This window comes from Brachybacterium sp. UMB0905 (assembly GCF_002871795.1).
GTDB lineage: Bacteria > Actinomycetota > Actinomycetes > Actinomycetales > Dermabacteraceae > Brachybacterium.
Genome location: NZ_PNHL01000002.1, coordinates 233,283 through 252,617, shown reverse-complemented (window position 1 = coordinate 252,617; position 19,335 = coordinate 233,283). Strand labels below are relative to the sequence as shown.

The following is a 19,335-nucleotide window of genomic DNA, read 5'->3' as shown; positions in this document are numbered from 1 at the left end:
GCTTATCGGGCCACCTCCTCATCCGCGGAGCGACTGGACGCATCACCACGGCCGGGCACATCACCACGACCGGACGCATCACCACGGCCGGGCACGGCGGCGCGTCCCTTCACACGCAGACGCGAGGTGAACTCCTCCTCGCCCGCCCCGCGCATGAACGGCTCGATGAGGTACCGGCCCTTGACCACATGCACCTCCACGATGTCGCGGTCCTCGGCGTGCTCACGGGAAGCGAGGCGGCGGGCGGCCCGGCGAGCCAGGCGCTTGCCTTCACCGTCGTTGACGCGCCGACGCAATTGGCGCCGGACGGCGTTCAGCCCGCCCGTGCCCGCGTAGGAGTAGTGCAGCGGGCGCTGCTGCCCATCGGCCGTGATTCCGAGCAGATGGGTGACCCAGTAGTGGTCTTTGCGGCGGGCGGAGAACATCGGGTAGTGGCTGAAGGGGAAGGAGTCGCGTACGCGGCCCTGGTCGGGGCCGAGCTTGCGGGCCGGCGCCAGGATCGAGCCCAGCAGCGCGGCGGTCAGCACGCCGGCGATGGTGCGCGTGGCGGGAGTGTCGGGCAGCGAAGCGCCGAGAGGGCGGGGGCGAGGACTCATGCCCGGAGAGTACGCAGGGTCGATGAGACCGCCCGGGCTGTGGATGAGGTGTGGATGAGAGAGGTCTCACATGCGCCAGGCGTGGGACGGTAGAGGCATGAACACCGAGTCTGATGCTCCGCCGAGCCCGCCACCCGCAGATCTCGCCACGGAAGCGCTCGCCGCGCTGCGGGACCTCACCGGGCGGGCGGATGCCCAGTTCCGCGACGGACAGCTTGAGGCGATCACGGCGCTCGTGGAGCAGCGGCGCCGAGTTCTGGTGGTGCAGCGCACCGGCTGGGGCAAGTCGGCGGTGTACTTCCTGGCGGCGCTGCTGCAGCGGCGGCGCGGCGCGGGGCCGGCACTCATCGTCTCGCCGCTCATCGCTTTGATGCGTGACCAGGTGCAGGCGGCGGCGCGGGCCGAGGTCCGGGCGGCGACGATCTCCTCGGCGAACCGCCTGGAGTGGGAGGACGTGGAGCAGGATCTGGCCGCCGATGCGGTGGACGTGCTGCTGATCTCCCCGGAGCGCCTGGTGAACCCGCGGTTTCGGGAGCAGCTACCGGCGCTGGTGGAGCGCTGCGGGCTACTGGTGATCGATGAGGCGCACTGCATCTCCGACTGGGGGCATGACTTCCGCCCCGACTATCGGCGGCTGCGTGACCTCGTGGCGGCCCTCGGCGATGACGTGCCGGTGCTCGCCACTACGGCGACGGCGAACTCCCGTGTGGTGGCCGATGTCGCCGAGCAGCTGGGCGGCGACGGACGGGAGGTGCTGACCCTGCGGGGGCCGCTCACCCGAGATTCGCTGCGCCTGGGGTGCCTGCGCCTGCCCGATGATCGGGCGCGCTTGGAGTATCTGGCGCGGCATCTGCACACTCTGCCGGGCTCGGGGATCATCTACACCCTCACAGTCTCGGCCGCGCAGGATCTCGCGCAGGTGCTGGATCGGCCCGGCGCCCCGGTGCGGGCGTACACCGGCGCGACCGATGAGCAGGAGCGGGCTGAGCTCGAGCAGGACCTCAAGGAGAACCGGGTCAAGGCCCTCGCGGCCACGAGCGCGCTGGGGATGGGGTTCGACAAACCGGATCTGGGGTTCGTGGTGCATATGGGGGCGCCGAGCTCCCCCGTGGCGTACTACCAGCAGGTGGGCCGTGCGGGCCGCGCCACCGACAGCGCCGATGTGCTGCTGCTGCCGGGCGCGGAGGACCGCGCGATCTGGGAGTACTTCGCGACGTCCTCGATGCCTTCCCCCGAGGCGGCGCAGCAGGTGCTGGATGCTCTGCAGGGGGCCGATAGGCCGCTGTCCACGCCGGCGTTGGAGGCCCGGGTGGATGTGCGCCGCACGGCGCTGGATCTGCTGCTGAAGGTACTCGCGGTCGATGGGGCGGTGCAGGCGGTGACCGGAGGCTGGGTGCCGACCGGCCAGCGGTGGGTGTACGACGCAGACCGGTATGCGCAGGTGGCGCAGGCGCGATGCATGGAGCAGGAGGCAATGCTCGCCTATGAGGCGCTGCAGATCGGCGATCCCGCGCAGTGCCGGATGCTGTTCCTCGCCCAGCAGCTGGATGATGCGACGGCGGTGCCATGCGGGCGCTGCGACGTGTGCGCCGGCCCCTGGTATCCAGCGCCGGATCAGCCCCGCGCAGCGGACGGAGTGGTCGGGGCTGATGGCGACGGTGCCGGGGCGGGTGCTGTCGTCAGCGCGGAGGATCCGATGGCCGCGGTCTCCCGGGTGCTGGACCGTGTCGGGGTGCCCGTCGCGCCACGCAAGGCCTGGCCGACGGGACTGGACCGGCTGGGCATCGCCCTGCGCGGCCGGATCCCGCCGTCGGAGCAGGTGGCTGAGGGGCGTGTGGTGGCGCGGATGTCGGATCTGGGCTGGGCGGTGCCGCTGCGGGAGCTGCTGGCCCGGGACGAGGACGGGCGGCCGATGGATGCTGAGCTCACCCCAGCGATTGCACAGCGCATCATCCAGGTGCTCGCCGCCTGGGAGTGGGAGGAGCGCCCGGCCGCGGTGGTGTCGGTGCCCTCGCTGACCCGCCCGCGCCTGGTGCGGCAGATCGCCGAGGGCCTCGCCCGGGTGGGGCGGATGCAGGACCTCGGGTCGCTGGATCTGGCGCCGGATGCCCGGGTGCTGCACGGGGCGCGCAACAGCGCCTTTCGCGTCGCCGCCCTCGCGGACCGCTTCCACGTCGGCGAGGAGCTCGCCACGCAGCTCGCCGCGCTCGCCGGGGCGCCGGTGCTGCTGGTGGATGACGAGATCGACTCGCGCTGGACGATGACGCTCGCCGGCCGGGCGCTGCGGCGGGCCGGCTCGGGGCCGGTGCTGCCGCTCGCGCTCGCGCAGACCGGCTGAGCGGACACCGGGCGGGCGGCCTGGCGCGTCACTCCTCGGCGGCGGGACCGTTCTCCAGCAGCTCCACGAACCCGGCCTCGTCGAGGATGGTCAGGCCTAGTTCGCGGGCCTTATCGGCCTTCGACCCGGCATTCTCCCCCACCACCACGTAGTCGGTCTTCTTCGAGACGGAACCGGCGGCCTTGCCGCCGCGGGCGATGATCGCCTCCTTGGCACCGTCCCGGGTGAAGCCCTCCAGGCCCCCGGTGACCACGACGGTCAGGCCCTCGAGGGTCTTCACGAAGCCGTCCTCGACCTCGTCGGCCATCCGCACGCCGCTTTTCTCCCAGCCGTCCACGATCGCCTCATGCCAGTCGACGGCGAACCAGTCCCGCACAGAGTCGGCGATGATGCCGCCCACTCCGTCGGTCTCGGCGAGCTGCTCGGTGCTGGCCTCGCGGATCGCATCCATGGAGCCATAGGCGGCGGCGAGCGCCCGGGCGGCCGTCGGCCCCACATGCCGGATGGACAGCGCGACCAGCACCCGCCATAGCGGCTGCGTCTTCGCCTTCTCCAGCTCGCTGAGCAGCAGCTCGGTGGTCTTGCCGGCGGCGGCGTCCTTGGTCTGCTTCCAGCGGGCCTCTCGCTTGTAGTAGCGCCAGGCGGCGGAGGTCCAGAACGCCGGGGTGATGCGCCAGTCGCCGGTCTCCTCGCCGTCGCGCCGCACGGGCTGGAAGACGAACACCTCGCGCAGATCCTCGGCGGTGAGATCGAACAGGGTGCCGCCCTCCGTGATGGCAGGATCCTGCAGGGCAGGGATCGCGGGATCGGCAGGGTCGGTGATGCGCAGCATGGGCACCCCGCCGTCCCCGGGGGCGGATTCCTCACCGTTCTTCAGCACCACGAAGGCGGGGCTGTCGAGGTCGTCGTCGCTGCGGATCGGCAGGTAGAGGGCGTGCCCGGCCTCCACGGCGGCGAGGGCCTCGGGACGGCGCTTGTCGGGGTCGGCGAGCGCGATCGCGGATTCATCGCCGAGGGCTTCGATGTCGAAGGCGCCGCGGGAGGCGGCGTGGGCGATGCGGCCCACCACCTGGGCGGGACAGGTGCGGGTGTTGGGGCACCGCCAGTCCTTGTCCCCCTCCTTCGCGGGCCGGATCTCGGTGCCGCAGGACGGGCAGTCCCGTGGCATGACGAAGGCGCGCTCGGTGCCGTCGCGCAGCGCCTCGACGGGGCCGAGCACTTCGGGGATCACGTCCCCGGCCTTGCGCAGGATGACAGTGTCGCCGATGAGCACGCCCTTACGCTCCACCTCGAACTGGTTGTGCAAGGTGGCCCGCGCGACGGTGGATCCGGCGACCTTCACCGGCTCCATCACCGCGAACGGGGTGACGCGGCCGGTGCGGCCCACATCCACCTGGATGTCCAGGAGCTCGGTGGTGACCTCTTCGGGCGGGTACTTGTAGGCGATCGCCCAGCGCGGCGCGCGGGAGGTGGAGCCGAGCGCCCGCTGGTGAGCGAAGGAGTCGACCTTGATGACGATCCCGTCGATCTCATGCTCGGTGCCGTGGCGATCCTCGCCGTGCTCAGCGATGTAGGCGCGCACGTCCTCGAGAGTGTCGAGCACGCGGGTGTGGGGCGAGGTGGGCAGCCCCCAGGCAGCCAGCTGCTCATAGCTGCCGGACTGGCTGTCCAGCTCAGAGCCGCCCTCGCGGGCGCCGATGCCGTGGACGTACACGGCGAGCTCGCGGGAGGCGGTGACCCGCGGATCCTTCTGCCGCAGGGACCCGGCGGCAGTGTTGCGGGGATTCGCGAACTCCGCCAGACCCGCTTCGCGGCGCTCAGCGTTCAGCTCCTCGAAGGCAGCGACGGGGTAGAACACCTCGCCGCGTACCTCCAGCAGGGTAGGGATGTTCTCACCGCTCAGCTGGTGCGGGACACTCGCAATGGTGCGGACGTTGGCGGTGACGTCCTCGCCGACGCGGCCATCGCCGCGGGTAGCAGCGCGCTCGAGGGTGCCGTCGCGGTAGATGAGGTCGATGGCGAGCCCGTCGATCTTCAGCTCGGTGAGGTAGCAGACCTCCGCCCCGGCCAGACCCTCGCGTGCCCGCGCGGACCACTCGTCGATCTCCTCGAGAGTGAAGGCGTTGTCCAGGCTCATCATCCGCTCAAGGTGCTCCACCGGGGCGAACCCCTGGGCGACCGAACCGCCGACGGTCTGCGTCGGCGAATCGGCGCTGGCCAGCTGCGGGTTCTCCGCCTCGAGGGCACGCAGCTCCTGCTCGAGCTGGTCGTACTCGGCATCGGCCATCGTGGGGGCGTCGTGGACGTAGTAGTCCTCGCGCGCCTGCTCGATCGCGGCGGTCAGCTCGGCGATGCGCTGCTGGGCATCGGTGGCATCGGACGCGGTGCTCTGCTTGTCAGTCACCAGGTCATTGTCGCGCATAGGGGTGACGACGGTGGGGCGCTGGCCAGCGCCACTTCCCTTGCACGTTCTCGGGGGCTGCGTACCAGGCTCAGCACGGAGCACCCGAGAACGTGATCGAGGGGCGCGTGGGCTTCGTCGGGGCCGCCCAGCAACGCCTCACGGCACCAGGCGCTCGGCCCACTGGGGGGCGATGCGCAGCATGTCCGTGATCGCGGGCTCATCCAGCAGCGACGATGCGTCGGGCTGCAGAGCGGGGTCGCGCTTGCCCTGGTCGACTTCGTGGGCGATCCCGGTGTGGGCGATGACCGCCACGCCCGCGGCGTCGGCGTCGGTGTGGCCCAGGCACCGCCAGGTGTCCAGCATGCGCTCGAGCTCCGGGCCCAGCATTCCACCGGGCCGCGGGTCCACGATCAGCTCGAGTACCGCCCCGCGGTCTACCTCCTCCGCAACGGCCTCCCACAGGGTGCGGCCCGCCGGGGTGGACAGGTCCGGCATGCGCCGCGGGCCCATCGCCAGGCGCCGCACCCCGGCATCGCGGGCAGCGCGCAGCAGCTCGATATTCGCGCCGATGCCCAGCGTGATCTCATCGGCGCTGAGCCCGAAGTCCTCGAGCGAGACCACCAGGCGGCGCCACAGTCGGCCGATCACATCCGCGGGCACCGGGTCGTAGCGGCGCCGGCCCGAGGGTGTGGGAATGCGGCCCTCATGCACCGCGGCCACGGCGTCCTCGCGCAGCAGCACATGCTGTTTCGCGCCCGGCACGTGGTCGCGCACCCGCTCCAGGTGCTCCACCAGACCTTCTGCGAGCAGGATAGGCAGGTCACGCACCGCTCCCGGATCCCCCAGGGTCCGCTCCCCGGACTGCAGGAACGTCGAGGCCGTGAGCGTGGCCGGGCCCAGGGCCGTGGTCATGAGCGGTCCTTCATAGCCGTGCAGCGCGATGCGCGCCGCCCCGAGCATCCGCTCCCACTGCTCATGAGCGCGCCGCCACGCCTGACCCGCCCCGGTGCCGAGCCGCCACCCGTAGCTCGCCAGGTCCCCGGTCGTGTCTCCCAGCATGGCGAGGGTCGCGGGCAGCACGTGGTCGGTCGGATCCTGGCCGAGCGCCGAGGGCAGATACAGCCGGGTCGCAATCTGGGAGTCCAGGTCATCGCCCAGCAGGGCGCGCAGGCGCAGCAGCGCCGCGAGGTACGGGTCATCCGGCAGGTTCAGTCGGGCGCGCTGCGCGGGGTCCGGCACGCGGAAGGTGCCATCGCCCGTGAGGGTGACCAGGGTGGTGTCGGGGCTCATGCGCGGCGTTCCAACGTCGCAGAGGCGAGGACGCGGTCCCCGTCGTACAGCACGAGGGTCTGGCCCGGCGCGACCCCGCGCAGCGGAACACCCAGCTGCACCCGCAGCAGCTCCTCGCCGTCCGGAATCGCGGTGACGATGCCGGGAACCGCCTCGCCATGGGCCCGGATCTGGGCGTGCACCCGCCTGCCGGGTTCGATCGGCTCGAAGCTGACAAGATCAGTAGCCACCAGCTCGCGGGTGGACAGCAGCTCCGCCGCCCCGATCACAACCTGCCGGGTCCCCGGATCGATGTCCACCACATAGCGGGGAGCGCCATCGGGGGCAGGGCGCTCGATGCCGAGCCCGCGCCGCTGGCCGATGGTGAAGCCGTGAGTGCCGCGGTGGGTGCCGAGCACCTGCCCGTCGGCATCCACCACCTCACCGGGGGCCTCCCCCAGGTGACGCTCGAGGAAGCCCCGAGTGTCACCATCGGCGATAAAGCAGATGTCGTAGCTGTCCGGCTTGGTGGAGACGCCGAGCTTGCGCTCACGGGCCTCCGCACGCACCGCATCCTTGCTCTCCATGTCCCCGAGCGGGAACAGAGAGCGGGCGGCCGCCTCCGGGCCCATCACCGCGAGCACATAGGACTGATCCTTGGCGAGATAGCGCGAACGGTGCAGGGAGATCGCCCCGTCCGGTCCCTCGGTGCGCAGGGAGGCGTAGTGCCCGGTGCACACCGCATCGAAGCCCAGCACCGTGGCGCGCTCCAGCAGGGAAGCGAACTTGATGCGCTCATTGCAGCGCACGCAGGGGTTCGGGGTGCGCCCGGCGGCGTACTCGGACAGGAAGTCCTCGACCACCAGGTCGTGGAAGTCCCCGGCCAGGTCCCACACGTAGAAGGGGATGCCGATGCGCTCCGCGGCGCGTCGCGCGTCCTGCGCATCCTCCACAGTGCAGCAGCCGCGCGAGCCTGTGCGGCGCTGATCGCTGCTGGCCGACAGGGCCATGTGCACGCCCACCACGTCATGGCCGGCCTCGACGGCGCGGGCCGCAGCGACCGCGGAATCCACCCCGCCGCTCATCGCTGCCAGCACCTTCACGTCAAGCCTCTCCCCAGGTCTGCGCCCGGGACCGCCCCGGGATCTCCAACCAGCCAGTCTACGGATCACCGGCGTGCCGGTCTCGTCGGGCGCGCGTGATCCTCACCGATCGGACGTGAGGCTCATCAAGTCCCGCCCGGCTCACGTCCCGCCCGGCAGAGTCAGTGCTGCGGGCCCCGGTCAGTGCGGCAGGGCCAGAGCGCCCACGGCACGGGCACGCTCCACGGCGTCCGGCAGAGCTGCCAGCAGCATCTGGACGTCCTCACGGGTGCTGGTCCAGCCCAGCGACAGGCGCAGCGCGCCCCGAGCATCGGCGTCGCTGATCCCCATCGCCGCCAGCACCGAGCTCGCCCGATGCACCCCGGCCGAGCAGGCCGATCCCGCCGAGCAGTCCACGCCGCGCTCATCGAGCAGGAACAGCAGCGCATCGGAATCCGCGCCCGGCAGCACCACATGCACGATGTGCTCGGCGCGCATCGCCCCCTCCGGCAGGGTGAAGCGGGCATCGGGCACGATCCGGGCGATGCCCTCGCGCAGCTCCGCGGCGAGCTGCGCGGTCTGCTCGCGTTTGCGCTCAGCCTCGGTCAGGGTCTCCCGCAGCGCAGCGGCGAACGCCGCGGCGTGGAGCAGATCCAGCGTGCCCGAGCGGACACCGCGCTGCTGTCCGCCGCCCGTGGAGGTCGCTGCGAAGGGAACATCGGGATCCGCGACCAGCACTCCCACCCCGACCGGGGCACCGATCTTGTGGCCCGACAGGGACATCAGATCGACCGTGCCGGGCGCGGGCAGCGGCACATTCCCCACCGCCTGCACCGCATCGGTGTGCAGCAACGTGCCGTGCTCACGCGCCATCGCCGACAGCCCCGCGATGTCCTGCACCGCCCCGGTCTCGTTGTTCACGAGCGCCGCGCTGAGCACGCTCACGGCGCGATCCGCGAGCGCCTCGCGCACCCCATCCTTGATCAGCGCCCCGCGCGCGTCGACGGCGAGCTCTCGCACCTGGATCGGTGCGGACCCGGGTGCCGCTGTTGCTCCGGGAGCCAGGGAGCGGGCGGTCGCGAGCACCGCGGGATGGTCCGTCGCCGCGACGGCGACGGCGCCGCGGGAGGGATCGGCCGCCGCCACGCCGAGGGGCACCGCGCGCAGCGCCAGGTTGTCGGCCTCGGTACCGCCGCTGGTCATGATCAGCCAGCTGCGCGGCACCCCCAGCAGCGCCGCGATCTCCTCCAGCGCATCATCGAGCACCGCGCGGGCACGCCGTCCCGATGTGTGGACCGACGACGGGTTTCCTGCCACGGCGCTCGCCTCAAGAAGGGCCTGGCGGGCGGCTGGGCGCAGCACCGTGGTGGCCGCATGATCAAGATAGGCGCGGCGCGGGGCGTCGGCCGTCCTGGTGTCGTGCGGGGCGGTCACCATGGCTTGTCCGGATTCGTGTTCGAGCCGCCGGTGTCCTCACCGTCGTCGCCGTTCTGGGCATCGCGGTTGCGCTGCTCCAGCTCATCGTCCTTGCTCTTCTGCTCGGAGTCCCCCTCATCGGGGGCTTCCTCCTGCGGACCCTCGCCCTCGTCGTCCTCGCGACGGGGATCGCCCGGATCCTTCTGCTGCGGATCCTCCCCCGGGTCCTCGCCCTCCTGCTTGTCCTGCTCGGTGCCACGGGCATCAGGGTCGTTGCCGGCCTCCTCATCAGCTTCGCGGCGCTTCTCGCGGACCCGCTCGCCGTTGTCCTCCGTGGTCTCGGAGTCCTCGTTGCCCTGGCCCTCCTGCGGCTCGCCCTCGCCGCCGCCTTCGCCGCCTTCGCCGCCCTCGCCGTCGCCGCCACCGCCGCCTCCGGCGCAGGGGGCGATGATCTCCTCGGCCTCATAGAGCCGGTCGGCGCGCTCGGCCGCATCGTCGATCTGCTCCGCCTGGCGCTCGATCGAGATCGCCAGGTTGTTGCGGATCTTGCACTCGGCGTGCAGCGGGGCATTGAGATCTTCGTGCGCGTCCCATTCCGCGAGCGCTGTGCGCAGCTCCTCCTCCGCGGCGGCGTCCTCCCCCTGCTGGAGCAGGGCCGTGCCCTTCGACAGGTGCGGCAGGTAGGGCTCGAAGAAGTTCAGGCGCTGCACCGGCCATAGCCGTTCGATCGCCGTCGGATAGTTCTGCGAGCCGTACGCATCCAGGTGCATCGCCTGGGTGATCGGCATAGAGACGAAACGGATCGCCAGCAGCGCCAGCAGGATCAGCAGCGGAGACAGCAGCGCGAACACGATCAGCCGCACCCGACGCAGCCGGGCCGTATCCAACCCGAAGTCCCGGTCACGGCCCTTCTCCCGCTGGCGCAGGGACGGCGGGATGCTCTGCCCAGCGGGCTGTCCGGCCGTGCCCGGCGGCGTGGCCTGCGGGGACTTAGGGTGGGGTGCCACAGAGGTGCTCATCGGTTCGCTCCCGCAATGTCGTAGCGGTCCAGTCGGCGCGGCAGGCGGTAGGTCATCTCCCCGAGCTCCCAGATCAGCAGGGCTGTCAAGGGGATCGACGCCACCCAGTACCAGTCATCGAAGCTCGTGGCGGACGCGTCGGTGTCCATCGGGATGGGCCGCAGCGTCACATCCTCCATCGTGCCCTCGATCGGCTCTTCGGGATCGGTGCGGTGCAGATACGGCACCCCCATCTGCCCGGCGATCGTCTGCAGCTGCTCCTCATCGATCGTGGAGATGCCCTGCTGGCCATCGGAGGTGGTGATGTACTTCCCGTCCTCCGGGCCGCCCTGGGCCTTCATCGGGCCGCCCTCAGCGGTGCCGTACCCGAGGACCCCGCCGCCGTCCACGAATCCGGCGAGTTCGGAGAACGCCTCCGCCTCACGGCCGTCGGTGTTCTCCCCGTCGGAGAGGAAGTAGACGAGCACGGAGGAGTCCGGGTCGTCATTGTGCGCCTCGGTGATCTCCGTCATGAGCGTGCGCAGGGGACGATCCACGTTCGAGCCCTGCGAATAGGCGGTGGGTTCTGTGGTCAGCGTTTCCACCCACGCGCGGGCGGCGCCCGCATCGGTGCTCAGCGGCAGCTGCTGGGTGGCGGTGGAGTCGAAGCCGATGATCGCGTAGCGCGCCCCTTCGGTCATCTCCATGATCCGCAGCATGTCCGCCTTCACGCCCTCCAGCCGCGGCTGGCCATCGGCGTAGTCCTCGGCGTTCATCGAGCCGGTGCGGTCCACCACGAAGAACACGTTCGCATTCATGCGCTGGACCTGCTCGCCATCCAGGGGCGTCACCGGGCGGATCGCCACGGCCGCGAGCAGCAGCACCATCAGCAGGCGGCGGCCCCACGCCACGCGCTCGCGCGGACGCAGCACCAGCGGCACCGCGCACGCGGTCGCCACCAGCAGGAACAGGGGGATCAGCAGCCACAGCGGCAGCAGCGGATGGATGCTCATCGGCGCGCCCCCCATCCCAGCACGATGATCGCCACCAGGCTGAGGAACGTCAGCGTGAATGCCACCCCGGGATGATCGGTGCGCAGCACCGTGGGGGTCGCACCCAGGATCTCTGCCTGCGATTTCTGGATCTGTTGGATGATCGCCGGGATCGCATCGGGATCCGAGGACTCATACAGCTCCCCGTCCTGATCCTTGGTGGCCTGCTCGAGCTCCTCGAAACAGGCCGGACCGCACTCATAGGCGCCCGGGTAGAAGGTGTACAGGTCGATGTCCCGCGAGGCGACCGCTTCTGTCGCCTCCTGCAGCGTGAAGATCGGGGAGCCGTTGACCTCGTTGTCGGTCGCGAAGATGATCGAGCGCGAACGGTCCTTCTCCGCCTGATCGAAGATCTGCGCGCACGAAGCCAGCCCGTCGGGCACGACCGATGCCTGATCGGGGATGCCGCGAGTGCCGTCCACGAAGTCCACGTACTGACGGACCTTTTCATCGGAGTAGTCCCGCATGCCCAGGCGATACCCGAATTCGTCGAAGTCGATCGCTTCCGCGCCGTTCTCGAGCTCCCGCCGCACCAGGTCGTAGTCGTTGGTCAGCGGGAACACGGTGCGGGAGGTGGAGTTGAAGATCGACAGCGCGATCCGTTCCCCCTCGAAGGTGTCCACCATCTGCGCGAAGGTGTCCAGGATCTCCGCGTCGTATTCGTACATCGAACCGGACACGTCCAGGCACAGCACGATGTCGCGGGAGGCGAACTCCGGGGTCTCGATCCGCTCGGTGGCGATGCGCCCCGAGAGCACCGAGGCGAAGATGACCGCGAGCACGGCGATCGCCACCTGCGCGACCCGCAGCACGCGCGCGAGGTTCTGGGCGCGGCGGAAGCTCGGAATGCGCTCCAGGTACTGGGAGTTGGCCACCAGCACGGGAGAGCGTCGCATCGCGCGGCGGTTCCAGAACGCGATCGCCCACACCGCGATCGCGGCCAGTAGCAGCAGAGCTGTCACCCACCAGAACGTCATGACCATGCGCGGATCACCCCTCGTGCGCGGCGTACCGACTCCTTAAGCTCCCGGTCAGAGGAGGGTGCGAAGTCCGGTTCGTACAGATCGCCAATCAGGCGCCCGACATCGTGGGTGCGCGGATCGGCCAGCAGCGTGTGCACATCCTGGCTGGTCACGTCATGTCCCGTGGTACGACGTACGAAACGGCGCATCACCCCGGTGAGCTCGTGATGCCCGGCGCGCGCCTCCAGCTCCCCCGCCTCGTGCCGGTCGGCGATGTCGTTGACGGCGCGCAGGAACTCGGCCTTGAGCGTCTCTGTCTCCGCGGGGCGCCGACGGTACGCGGCGCGCTCCTCGATCCGCCGGGTGATGCGCAGCGTGGCGAACACCAGCGCGAAGATCACCAGCAGACACAGCAGCGCCAGGATCGGCCAGGCGATCGAATACTGCGGCGGATCGATGATCGTCGGGCCCTGCGGCTGCGCAAGCAGCACCTCCCGGGCCGCAGGCAGCACCTCCCGGACCGCAGCCAACTCGGTGCGCACCGCCAGATCCCCCACCGCCATCACCTCAGTGCGGACCATGTCGGTACTCCCTCGAACGCAGCATGGCGATCATGTCATCGACCACGGTGGTCTCCCCGCGCGTGAGCACATGCGAGATATGCAGCCGCTCCAGCATCTCGGAGATCCCCTCCCCTCGGGCCCGACGATACGCCGCCACATCCTGGGCCACTCGCTTCGAGGTGCGAGCCAGCGAGCCCACCTCCCGCGGGTCATCCACATCCACCACATCCATGTCCATCGCTGTGGCCTGCAGCGGATCCCCATCGGCGATGCGGACCACCATGACGTCATGCCGCGTGGTCAGGCGTCGCAGCGCTGAGAAGTCATCCACCGTCGGATGTGCCTCATCGGTGATGATCGTCATCAGCGTGGGGCGGGCGGTCACGCGGAAGGCACGCTCCAGAAGCCAGTCGCTGCGGGCCGGGCCGGAGGCGGTGGTGGTGCCCTGCTGGATGCTGCGCAGCAGCAGCTCCAGGTGACCGTCGCTCGAGCGGGCCGGCAGCTGCACCGGATGCTGCTCGCTGCCGGCCACCAGACCCACCAGGTCGCCGTTCTTCTGGGCCAGGAAGCAGATCATCCCCGCGGCGAGGATCATCGCCTCCCGCTTCGAGGTGCCATCGGCCGCGGTCGCCGACATTCCGGCGGAGGTATCCGCCACGATCGACAGGTGCCGCACCCGCTCCTCGTTGAACTGCCGGATCAGCGGCTCGCCCGATCGTGCCGTCGCCTTCCAGTCGATATCGGAGATCTTGTCCCCGGGCTGGTAGTACTTCAGGTCATCGAAGTCCTCGCCGCTGCCCTTGAACAGCGAGCGGCCGCGGCCCTGGATCAGGCCGCGCGCCCGGTTCGAGGTGTAGAGGTCCACCCGGGCCTTGACCCGGGTCATCAGCGAGGTCGCCATGCGCTTGAGCTTCCCGGTCGATCAGGGCATCGGCACGGCGTGGAACACCGCGTCGATGATCTGCTCGGGCTTGATACCGCTGGCCAGCGCATCGAAGGTGAGCACCAGACGGTGGCGCAGCACCCCGTGGCGCATCGCGCGCACATCATCCGGGGTGACGTAGTCGCGACCGTGCAGCAGGGCGTGCGCCTGCCCCACCCGCATCAGCGCGAGAGAGCCACGGGGGCTCGCCCCCACGCGCACGGACTGCGTCAGATTCGCCACCGGGTTGGGGCCGGAGCCGCGGGTGGTGAAGACGACGTCGATGATGTAGCGCTTGACCACCGGGTCCACGTACACCTGATCCACCATGGCCTGCAGGAACCGCACGTCCTCGAGGGTCACCGTGCCGGAGGGCTCGCGCGGACCGGTGAGGCTGCCGGCGGTGGAGCGATCCAGGATCTCGTGCTCCTCCGCGGGCCGCGGATAGGTGAGGATCTCCTTCATGAGGAAGCGGTCCATCTGGGCCTCGGGCAGCACGTAGGTGCCCTCTTCCTCGATGGGGTTCTGGGTGGCCAGCACCATGAACGGCTCGGGCAGCTTGTACACCTCGCCACCGATCGAGGTCTGCTTCTCCTGCATCGCCTCGAGCATCGCGGACTGCGTCTTCGCGCTCGAACGGTTGATCTCATCGAGCAGCACCACATTGGCGTGCACGGGACCGAGCTGGGTGGTGAAGGTGCCCGAGCCGTAGTTGAAGATCTGGGTGCCGATGATGTCGTTGGGCATCAGGTCCGGGGTGCACTGGATACGCGCGAAGGAGCCCGTGATCGCGGAGGCCAGGGCGCTTGCGGCCGTGGTCTTGGCCAGGCCCGGCACGGATTCCAGCAGCACGTGGCCGCCCGCGGCGAGCGCCGCCAGCAGCGTCAGGCGCAGGTTCTCCTGGCCCACCACGCGGGACTGGAACACCCCGGTGATGGTGCGGACGATCTGCGTGCTGCGCTCCATGTCCTGCTCGGAGATCGCCCGCTGGGCCGGGGTGAAGCTCGTCCCCCGGCGCGGGGATCCGCCCTGCGGCGCGCGGCCGCCTCCGGGGCCCTGCGGCGCGCGGCCGCCTCCGGGGCCCTGCGGCGCGCGGCCGCCTCCGGGGCCCTGCGGGGCGGGCCCGCTGGGCGGGGACTGCGGGCCTCGGCTGCTGCCCTGCTGCGGGCTGGCTGGAATGCTCATGCGCTGCGACTCCCCCGTCTGGCGGTCTACTGCTGTGGTCCCCGGGCCGCGTCTCGGCACGAGCCGGGTGCGTCGGCGGCCATCCGAACGTGACCGCTGTGCCGATCCTACGGCAGGAGTGACGATAGCCCCATCGGGCGCACCCGCGGGCGCGTTTATTGCTACTGAGCAGTCAGAAGGTGCGAGGATATCGCGGTGCAGCCAGACCGATTCGACCGTGCGACACCCCCGCTCGCCCCCACCTCCCCGGGCCTGTCCGTGGACGCCCAGGGCCGCGGCACCTTCGCCGTCGCCGCCCCCCGTGCCGAGGCGGTGGACCTCGTGATCCGTCAGGGCGGCGCCGAGCGCACCCAGCGTCTGCGGCACTTCGACGGCGGTCTGCGCTGGGATGAGGTGACCGGCATGACGCCCGGCACCCGCTACGGACTGCGAGTCTCCGGCCCCTGGGATCCCGCCTCGGGGCTATGGTGCAACCCCGCCAAGCTGCTGCAGGACCCCTGGGGCCGCGGCATCTCCCATTCCTCGTCGCTGCTGAGCTCCTTCTTCCCCTTCGAGGTGGATGCGATGCTGCGCCCGATCGAGCAGCACCCGACCCCGTCGGATCATGACAACGGGCATGAGGCCGTGTGGTCCGAGGTGGTCAGCGACCGCTTCGACTGGCAGGACGATCTGCGGCCGATGGTGGACTGGGATTCCACCGTCCTGTACGAGCTGCACGTCAAGGGCTTCACGCAGCTGTTCCCGGATCTGCCGCCCGAGCTGCGCGGCACCTACGCCGGGCTCGCCCACCCGTCGGTCACCTCCTATCTGCGCTCTCTCGGGGTGACGACCCTGGAGCTGCTGCCCATCCACGCGGCGATGGATGAACCGCACCTGACGCGCCTGGGGCTGAGCAACTACTGGGGCTACTCCACGATGGGCTTCTTCGCCCCCGAACCGTCACTGGCCACCACGGCGGCACAGCGCCGCGGGGCGCAAGCGGTGCTCGACGAGGTCAAGACGATGGTGCGCGACCTGCACGCCGCCGGCTTCGAGGTGGTGCTGGATGTGGTGTACAACCACACCGCCGAAGGTGGGGCCGACGGTCCCGCGCTGTCCTTCCGCGGCCTGGACTCGCTGGAGTACTACTGGAACGACCACGGGCGGATCCTCGATGTCACCGGCACCGGCGCGACCTTCGACCCGCGCAGCGTGCACGTGATGGACCTGATCCTCGCCTCCCTGCGCTACTGGGTGCAGGAGGTCCACGTGGACGGCTTCCGCTTCGATCTCGCCGCGACGCTGGGCCGGGATGACCGGGGGTTCAGGCCCGATCACCCGCTGCTGCGCGCGATCGCCACCGACCCCGTGCTGCGGCAGGTCAAGCTGATCGCCGAACCCTGGGATGTGGGCACCGGCGGCTGGCAGACCGGCGCCTTCCCCGTCCCGTTCACCGAGTGGAACGACGCCTTCCGCGATGATGTGCGTGACTTCTGGCTGGCCGATCGCGGGCACCGGGAGCGCAGCGGCGATGACGCCGTTGGCGGGGTGCGGGATCTCGCCACACGCCTAGCCGGCTCAAGCGATCTGTTCACCCAGCATGATCCGCCGCATCTGCCCGCGGGCCGCTCTCTGCGCTCCCCCTGGGCGTCGATCAACTACGTCACCGCCCATGACGGCTTCACTCTGCGCGACCTGACCGTGTATGAGACCAAGCGCAATGAAGCCAATGGCGAGGACAACCGCGACGGCACCACGAACAACCGCTCCTTCAACCACGGCTACGAGGGCGAGCTGAGCATCGACGCGGAGCTCACGGCGGAAGCTGCCGGGCAGATCGAGCGGATGCGCCGCCGCACCGCCCGCTCGATCCTCGCCACGCTGCTGCTGGCCTCGGGCACCCCGATGCTCACCGCCGGGGATGAGCGCCTGCGCACCCAGCGCGGCAACAACAACGCCTACTGCCAGGACAACGAGATCTCCTGGGTGGACTGGACACCCGACCCCCACGCCGAAGCGGTGCAGGAGACCGTCGTGCAGCTGCTGCGGCTGCGGTCCGAGCACCCACAGCTGCGCGCCCCGCACTTCCTGCGCCCCGCCGATCCTCAGGCCCTGGATGCCGGGCAGATCGCCTGGTTCACGCAGAACGGCGAGCCGATGGATCACGCCGAGTGGATGGACGCCCGGCGCCACCTGCTGGTGATGCTGCGACCCGGGGTGCACGGGCGCGACGGCTCCGATCATCTGCTGATCATCCACTCCACCGAACCGGACCCCTGGCAGGTGCGCCTGCCCGCTGCGCCGTGGCCGCAGGGCACCGCCCGCGTGCTGCTCGATACGGCCCTGGAATCCCCTGCCGAGCTCAGCGGCGCGCCCATCGCGGACCGCACCGTGACGGTGCAGCCCGGCAGCGTGGTGGTGATCGGGATCTCCGCGGACTGGGAAGGTGCCTCGCAGCGGCTATCGTGAGAGCCGTCACCGCGTCCGCCGTCGGCCGCACGCGGACCACCAGCGCTCAGGTAGGAGAGACGATGTCCGAGACCACCGAACGCACGCGATCCGGGGCCGGGGTGGGGCGCATCCCCATCATGGATGTCCAGCCCGTCGTGGACGCTGGCCGCTTTCCCGCCCGGTGCGTCGCCGGGGAGCGGGTCCCGGTGCGCGTCAACGCCTTCCGCGAGGGGCACGATGCGATGGGTGTGCAGCTGGTGCTCACCGCCCCCGACGGCGCCGCGCGTCGGCAGGCCTTGCACTGCACGAACCCGGGTCTGGACCTGTGGGAGAGCACGATCCGGCCAGAGACGGAGGGCCGCTGGTCCTTCCGCATCAAGGCCTATTCCGCGCCGTATGACACCTGGGCCCATATCGCGGAGGTGAAGATCCCCGCTGGGCTCGATGAGGACCTGGTGTGCGCTGAGGGCGTGCGGGTGCTTGAGCGCATCTGCGAGCAGTCCCGCTCCGGTGAGCGCCCGGTGACCGATGGGGAGCTGGCCGCCGCCGCGATCGCGGATCTGCGCGATGGGTCGCGCCCGGCCGACGTGCGCGTCGCGCGGGCGCTCGGGGCGGATCTGCGTGGGGTGCTGGCGGAGCGCCCCCTGCGCGATGGCGTGACCGCATCCCCCACCTATGAGCTGGTGGTACAGCGGCCGCGCGCCCTGTACGGCTCGTGGTACGAGTTCTTCCCGCGCTCCGCGGGGGCCCGCTTTGACCCGGAGCGCGGCTGGACCTCCGGAACGCTGCGCAGCGCGATGGGCGAGCTGGACCGCATCGCCGACATGGGTTTCGACGTCGCCTACCTCACGCCGATCCACCCCATCGGCACCACCTTCCGCAAGGGCCGCAACAACACGCTCGAGACGCGGCCCGGGGACCCCGGATCCCCGTATGCGATCGGCTCACCGGATGGCGGGCACGATGCGATCCACCCGGACCTCGGGACGATGGAGGACTTCGACGCCTTCGTGGCCCGCGCGCGGGAGCTGGGGCTTGAGGTGGCGATGGACATCGCCCTGCAGTGCTCTCCGGACCATCCGTGGGTGCGTGAGCATCCCGAGTGGTTCGAGGTGCGGGCCGATGGCACCATCGCCTACGCCGAGAACCCGCCCAAGAAGTACCAGGACATCTACCCGCTGAGCTTCGACACCGACTACGAGGGGCTGTACGCGGCGATCCGCGACATGCTCGAGCTGTGGGTCTCCCACGGCGTGACGCTGTTCAGGGTGGACAATCCGCATACCAAGCCGGTGCGGTTCTGGGAGGAGCTGCTGGCGGAGTTCGCCGAGAAGCACCCCGAGGTGATCTTCCTGGCCGAGGCGTTCACGCGCCCGACGATGATGCACACGCTGGGCAAGGTGGGCTACCACCAGTCCTACACGTACTTCACGTGGCGCCACAGCCCCGAGGAGCTGCGCGCGTACATGGAGGAGCTGGTGGAGGCGGCGCCGTACATGCGCCCCAGCTTCTGGCCCACCACCCATGACATCCTCACCCCGTTCATGACCTCGGGGGGCCGTCGCGCCTTCGTGCTGCGTGCGATCCTCGCCGCCACCCTCGTGCCCACCTGGGGCATCTACTCCGGCTACGAGCTGGTGGAGGATGTGCCGCGGCCCGGGGCGCAGGAGCAGATCGACAATGAGAAGTACGAGTACAAGCCGCGGGACTTCGCCGGAGCGCTCGAGCGCGGCGAGAGCCTGCAGGGGCTGCTCACGGACCTGAACCGGATCCGCCGTGAGCATCCGGCTCTGCAGACCCTCACCACGATCCGCTTCCATGGGTCGGATGACCCGCAGCTGCTGGTGTACTCCAAGCACCTGGACGCCGCGGACTCCCCCACCGCCGCGACGGACTCGGTGCTGGTGGTGTCGCTGACCGCGCATGATCGCGGCAGCTCAAGCACCCTTCACCTGGATCCCGCGGCCTTCGGTGCCGGTGAGGTGTTCGACGTGGAGGACCTGCTGACCGGCGAGCGCTGGACCTGGGGCCGGGACCCCTTCGTGATCCTGGATCCCGAGCATCGCCCCGCGCACATCCTGCGGATCATCCATCCCGAGGAGGACTGACATGACCCCT

14 protein-coding genes are annotated in these 19,335 nt (G+C 70.4%); 3 read left to right on the top strand and 11 right to left on the bottom strand.

All coding sequences use genetic code 11. The features are described from left to right. Positions 1-2: 2 nt before the first annotated feature. A complete protein-coding gene (locus tag CJ197_RS02655; RefSeq protein ID WP_102235196.1) occupies positions 3-596 on the bottom strand; it encodes a hypothetical protein in 594 nt (197 codons plus the stop codon). A gap of 97 nt (positions 597-693) precedes the next feature. On the opposite strand from CJ197_RS02655, the gene CJ197_RS02650 reads away from it, so the two are divergent. Further along, complete coding sequence (locus CJ197_RS02650; protein ID WP_102235195.1) at positions 694-2,934, top strand: RecQ family ATP-dependent DNA helicase; 2,241 nt, start codon at positions 694-696, stop codon at positions 2,932-2,934. A gap of 28 nt (positions 2,935-2,962) precedes the next feature. Here CJ197_RS02650 and ligA read toward each other — a convergent pair whose 3' ends face one another. From ligA to CJ197_RS02600, 10 genes are all read right to left on the bottom strand, one after another. Next, positions 2,963-5,356 (bottom strand): NAD-dependent DNA ligase LigA, encoded by a 2,394-nt coding sequence (ligA, locus tag CJ197_RS02645; RefSeq protein WP_102235194.1) that lies wholly within the window; start codon positions 5,354-5,356, stop codon positions 2,963-2,965. A 138-nt stretch (positions 5,357-5,494) separates the two neighbouring features. Then, positions 5,495-6,628: a hypothetical protein gene (locus tag CJ197_RS02640; protein WP_102235193.1), complete on the bottom strand. Its 1,134-nt coding sequence runs from the start codon at positions 6,626-6,628 to the stop codon at positions 5,495-5,497. After that, positions 6,625-7,710, bottom strand: a complete 1,086-nt coding sequence (mnmA, locus tag CJ197_RS02635) for a tRNA 2-thiouridine(34) synthase MnmA (protein WP_102235192.1) — start codon at positions 7,708-7,710, stop codon at positions 6,625-6,627. The genes CJ197_RS02640 and mnmA overlap by 4 nt, the downstream gene beginning before the upstream one ends. Before the next feature lie 180 nt (positions 7,711-7,890). Further along, positions 7,891-9,126 (bottom strand): cysteine desulfurase family protein, encoded by a 1,236-nt coding sequence (locus CJ197_RS02630; RefSeq protein ID WP_102235191.1) that lies wholly within the window; start codon positions 9,124-9,126, stop codon positions 7,891-7,893. Next, entirely contained in the window at positions 9,120-10,124 is a 1,005-nt protein-coding gene (locus CJ197_RS02625) for a hypothetical protein (RefSeq protein ID WP_102235190.1), read from the bottom strand. Before CJ197_RS02625 ends, CJ197_RS02630 begins: the two co-directional genes overlap by 7 nt. Beyond that, positions 10,121-11,116 (bottom strand): VWA domain-containing protein, encoded by a 996-nt coding sequence (locus CJ197_RS02620; protein WP_102235275.1) that lies wholly within the window; start codon positions 11,114-11,116, stop codon positions 10,121-10,123. Before CJ197_RS02620 ends, CJ197_RS02625 begins: the two co-directional genes overlap by 4 nt. Then, entirely contained in the window at positions 11,113-12,138 is a 1,026-nt protein-coding gene (locus CJ197_RS02615) for a VWA domain-containing protein (RefSeq protein WP_102235189.1), read from the bottom strand. The genes CJ197_RS02620 and CJ197_RS02615 overlap by 4 nt, the downstream gene beginning before the upstream one ends. Further along, positions 12,129-12,698 carry a hypothetical protein gene (locus tag CJ197_RS02610; RefSeq protein WP_233190606.1) on the bottom strand — a complete coding sequence of 190 codons (570 nt, stop codon included), beginning with the start codon at positions 12,696-12,698 and terminating at the stop codon, positions 12,129-12,131. Before CJ197_RS02610 ends, CJ197_RS02615 begins: the two co-directional genes overlap by 10 nt. Further along, positions 12,685-13,581 carry a DUF58 domain-containing protein gene (locus CJ197_RS02605; RefSeq protein WP_102235188.1) on the bottom strand — a complete coding sequence of 299 codons (897 nt, stop codon included), beginning with the start codon at positions 13,579-13,581 and terminating at the stop codon, positions 12,685-12,687. Before CJ197_RS02605 ends, CJ197_RS02610 begins: the two co-directional genes overlap by 14 nt. Before the next feature lie 21 nt (positions 13,582-13,602). After that, the gene (locus tag CJ197_RS02600) at positions 13,603-14,787 is read right to left on the bottom strand and encodes a MoxR family ATPase (protein WP_233190605.1); all 1,185 of its coding nucleotides are present in this window, start codon (positions 14,785-14,787) and stop codon (positions 13,603-13,605) included. A 195-nt stretch (positions 14,788-14,982) separates the two neighbouring features. Between CJ197_RS02600 and glgX the strand changes: the two genes are divergently transcribed. Beyond that, on the top strand, positions 14,983-17,235 hold the full coding sequence (gene glgX / locus CJ197_RS02595; RefSeq protein ID WP_102235186.1) for a glycogen debranching protein GlgX: 2,253 nt from the start codon (positions 14,983-14,985) through the stop codon (positions 17,233-17,235). A 62-nt stretch (positions 17,236-17,297) separates the two neighbouring features. Further along, a complete protein-coding gene (locus tag CJ197_RS02590) occupies positions 17,298-19,325 on the top strand; it encodes an alpha-1,4-glucan--maltose-1-phosphate maltosyltransferase (RefSeq protein WP_102235185.1) in 2,028 nt (675 codons plus the stop codon). The last annotated feature ends 10 nt before the right edge of the window (positions 19,326-19,335 follow it).

Bases quoted from the DNA above. Each gene is read 5' to 3' on its own strand.
- CJ197_RS02655 (WP_102235196.1), bottom strand. From the start codon at position 596: ATGAGTCCTCGCCCCCGCCCTCTCGGCGCTTCGCTGCCCGACACTCCC.
- CJ197_RS02650 (WP_102235195.1), top strand. From the start codon at position 694: ATGAACACCGAGTCTGATGCTCCGCCGAGCCCGCCACCCGCAGATCTC.
- ligA (WP_102235194.1), bottom strand. From the start codon at position 5,356: ATGCGCGACAATGACCTGGTGACTGACAAGCAGAGCACCGCGTCCGAT.
- CJ197_RS02640 (WP_102235193.1), bottom strand. From the start codon at position 6,628: ATGAGCCCCGACACCACCCTGGTCACCCTCACGGGCGATGGCACCTTC.
- CJ197_RS02630 (WP_102235191.1), bottom strand. From the start codon at position 9,126: ATGGTGACCGCCCCGCACGACACCAGGACGGCCGACGCCCCGCGCCGC.
- CJ197_RS02625 (WP_102235190.1), bottom strand. From the start codon at position 10,124: ATGAGCACCTCTGTGGCACCCCACCCTAAGTCCCCGCAGGCCACGCCG.
- CJ197_RS02620 (WP_102235275.1), bottom strand. From the start codon at position 11,116: ATGAGCATCCATCCGCTGCTGCCGCTGTGGCTGCTGATCCCCCTGTTC.
- CJ197_RS02615 (WP_102235189.1), bottom strand. From the start codon at position 12,138: ATGGTCATGACGTTCTGGTGGGTGACAGCTCTGCTGCTACTGGCCGCG.
- CJ197_RS02610 (WP_233190606.1), bottom strand. From the start codon at position 12,698: ATGGTCCGCACTGAGGTGATGGCGGTGGGGGATCTGGCGGTGCGCACC.
- CJ197_RS02605 (WP_102235188.1), bottom strand. From the start codon at position 13,581: ATGGCGACCTCGCTGATGACCCGGGTCAAGGCCCGGGTGGACCTCTAC.
- CJ197_RS02600 (WP_233190605.1), bottom strand. From the start codon at position 14,787: ATGAGCATTCCAGCCAGCCCGCAGCAGGGCAGCAGCCGAGGCCCGCAG.
- CJ197_RS02590 (WP_102235185.1), top strand. From the start codon at position 17,298: ATGTCCGAGACCACCGAACGCACGCGATCCGGGGCCGGGGTGGGGCGC.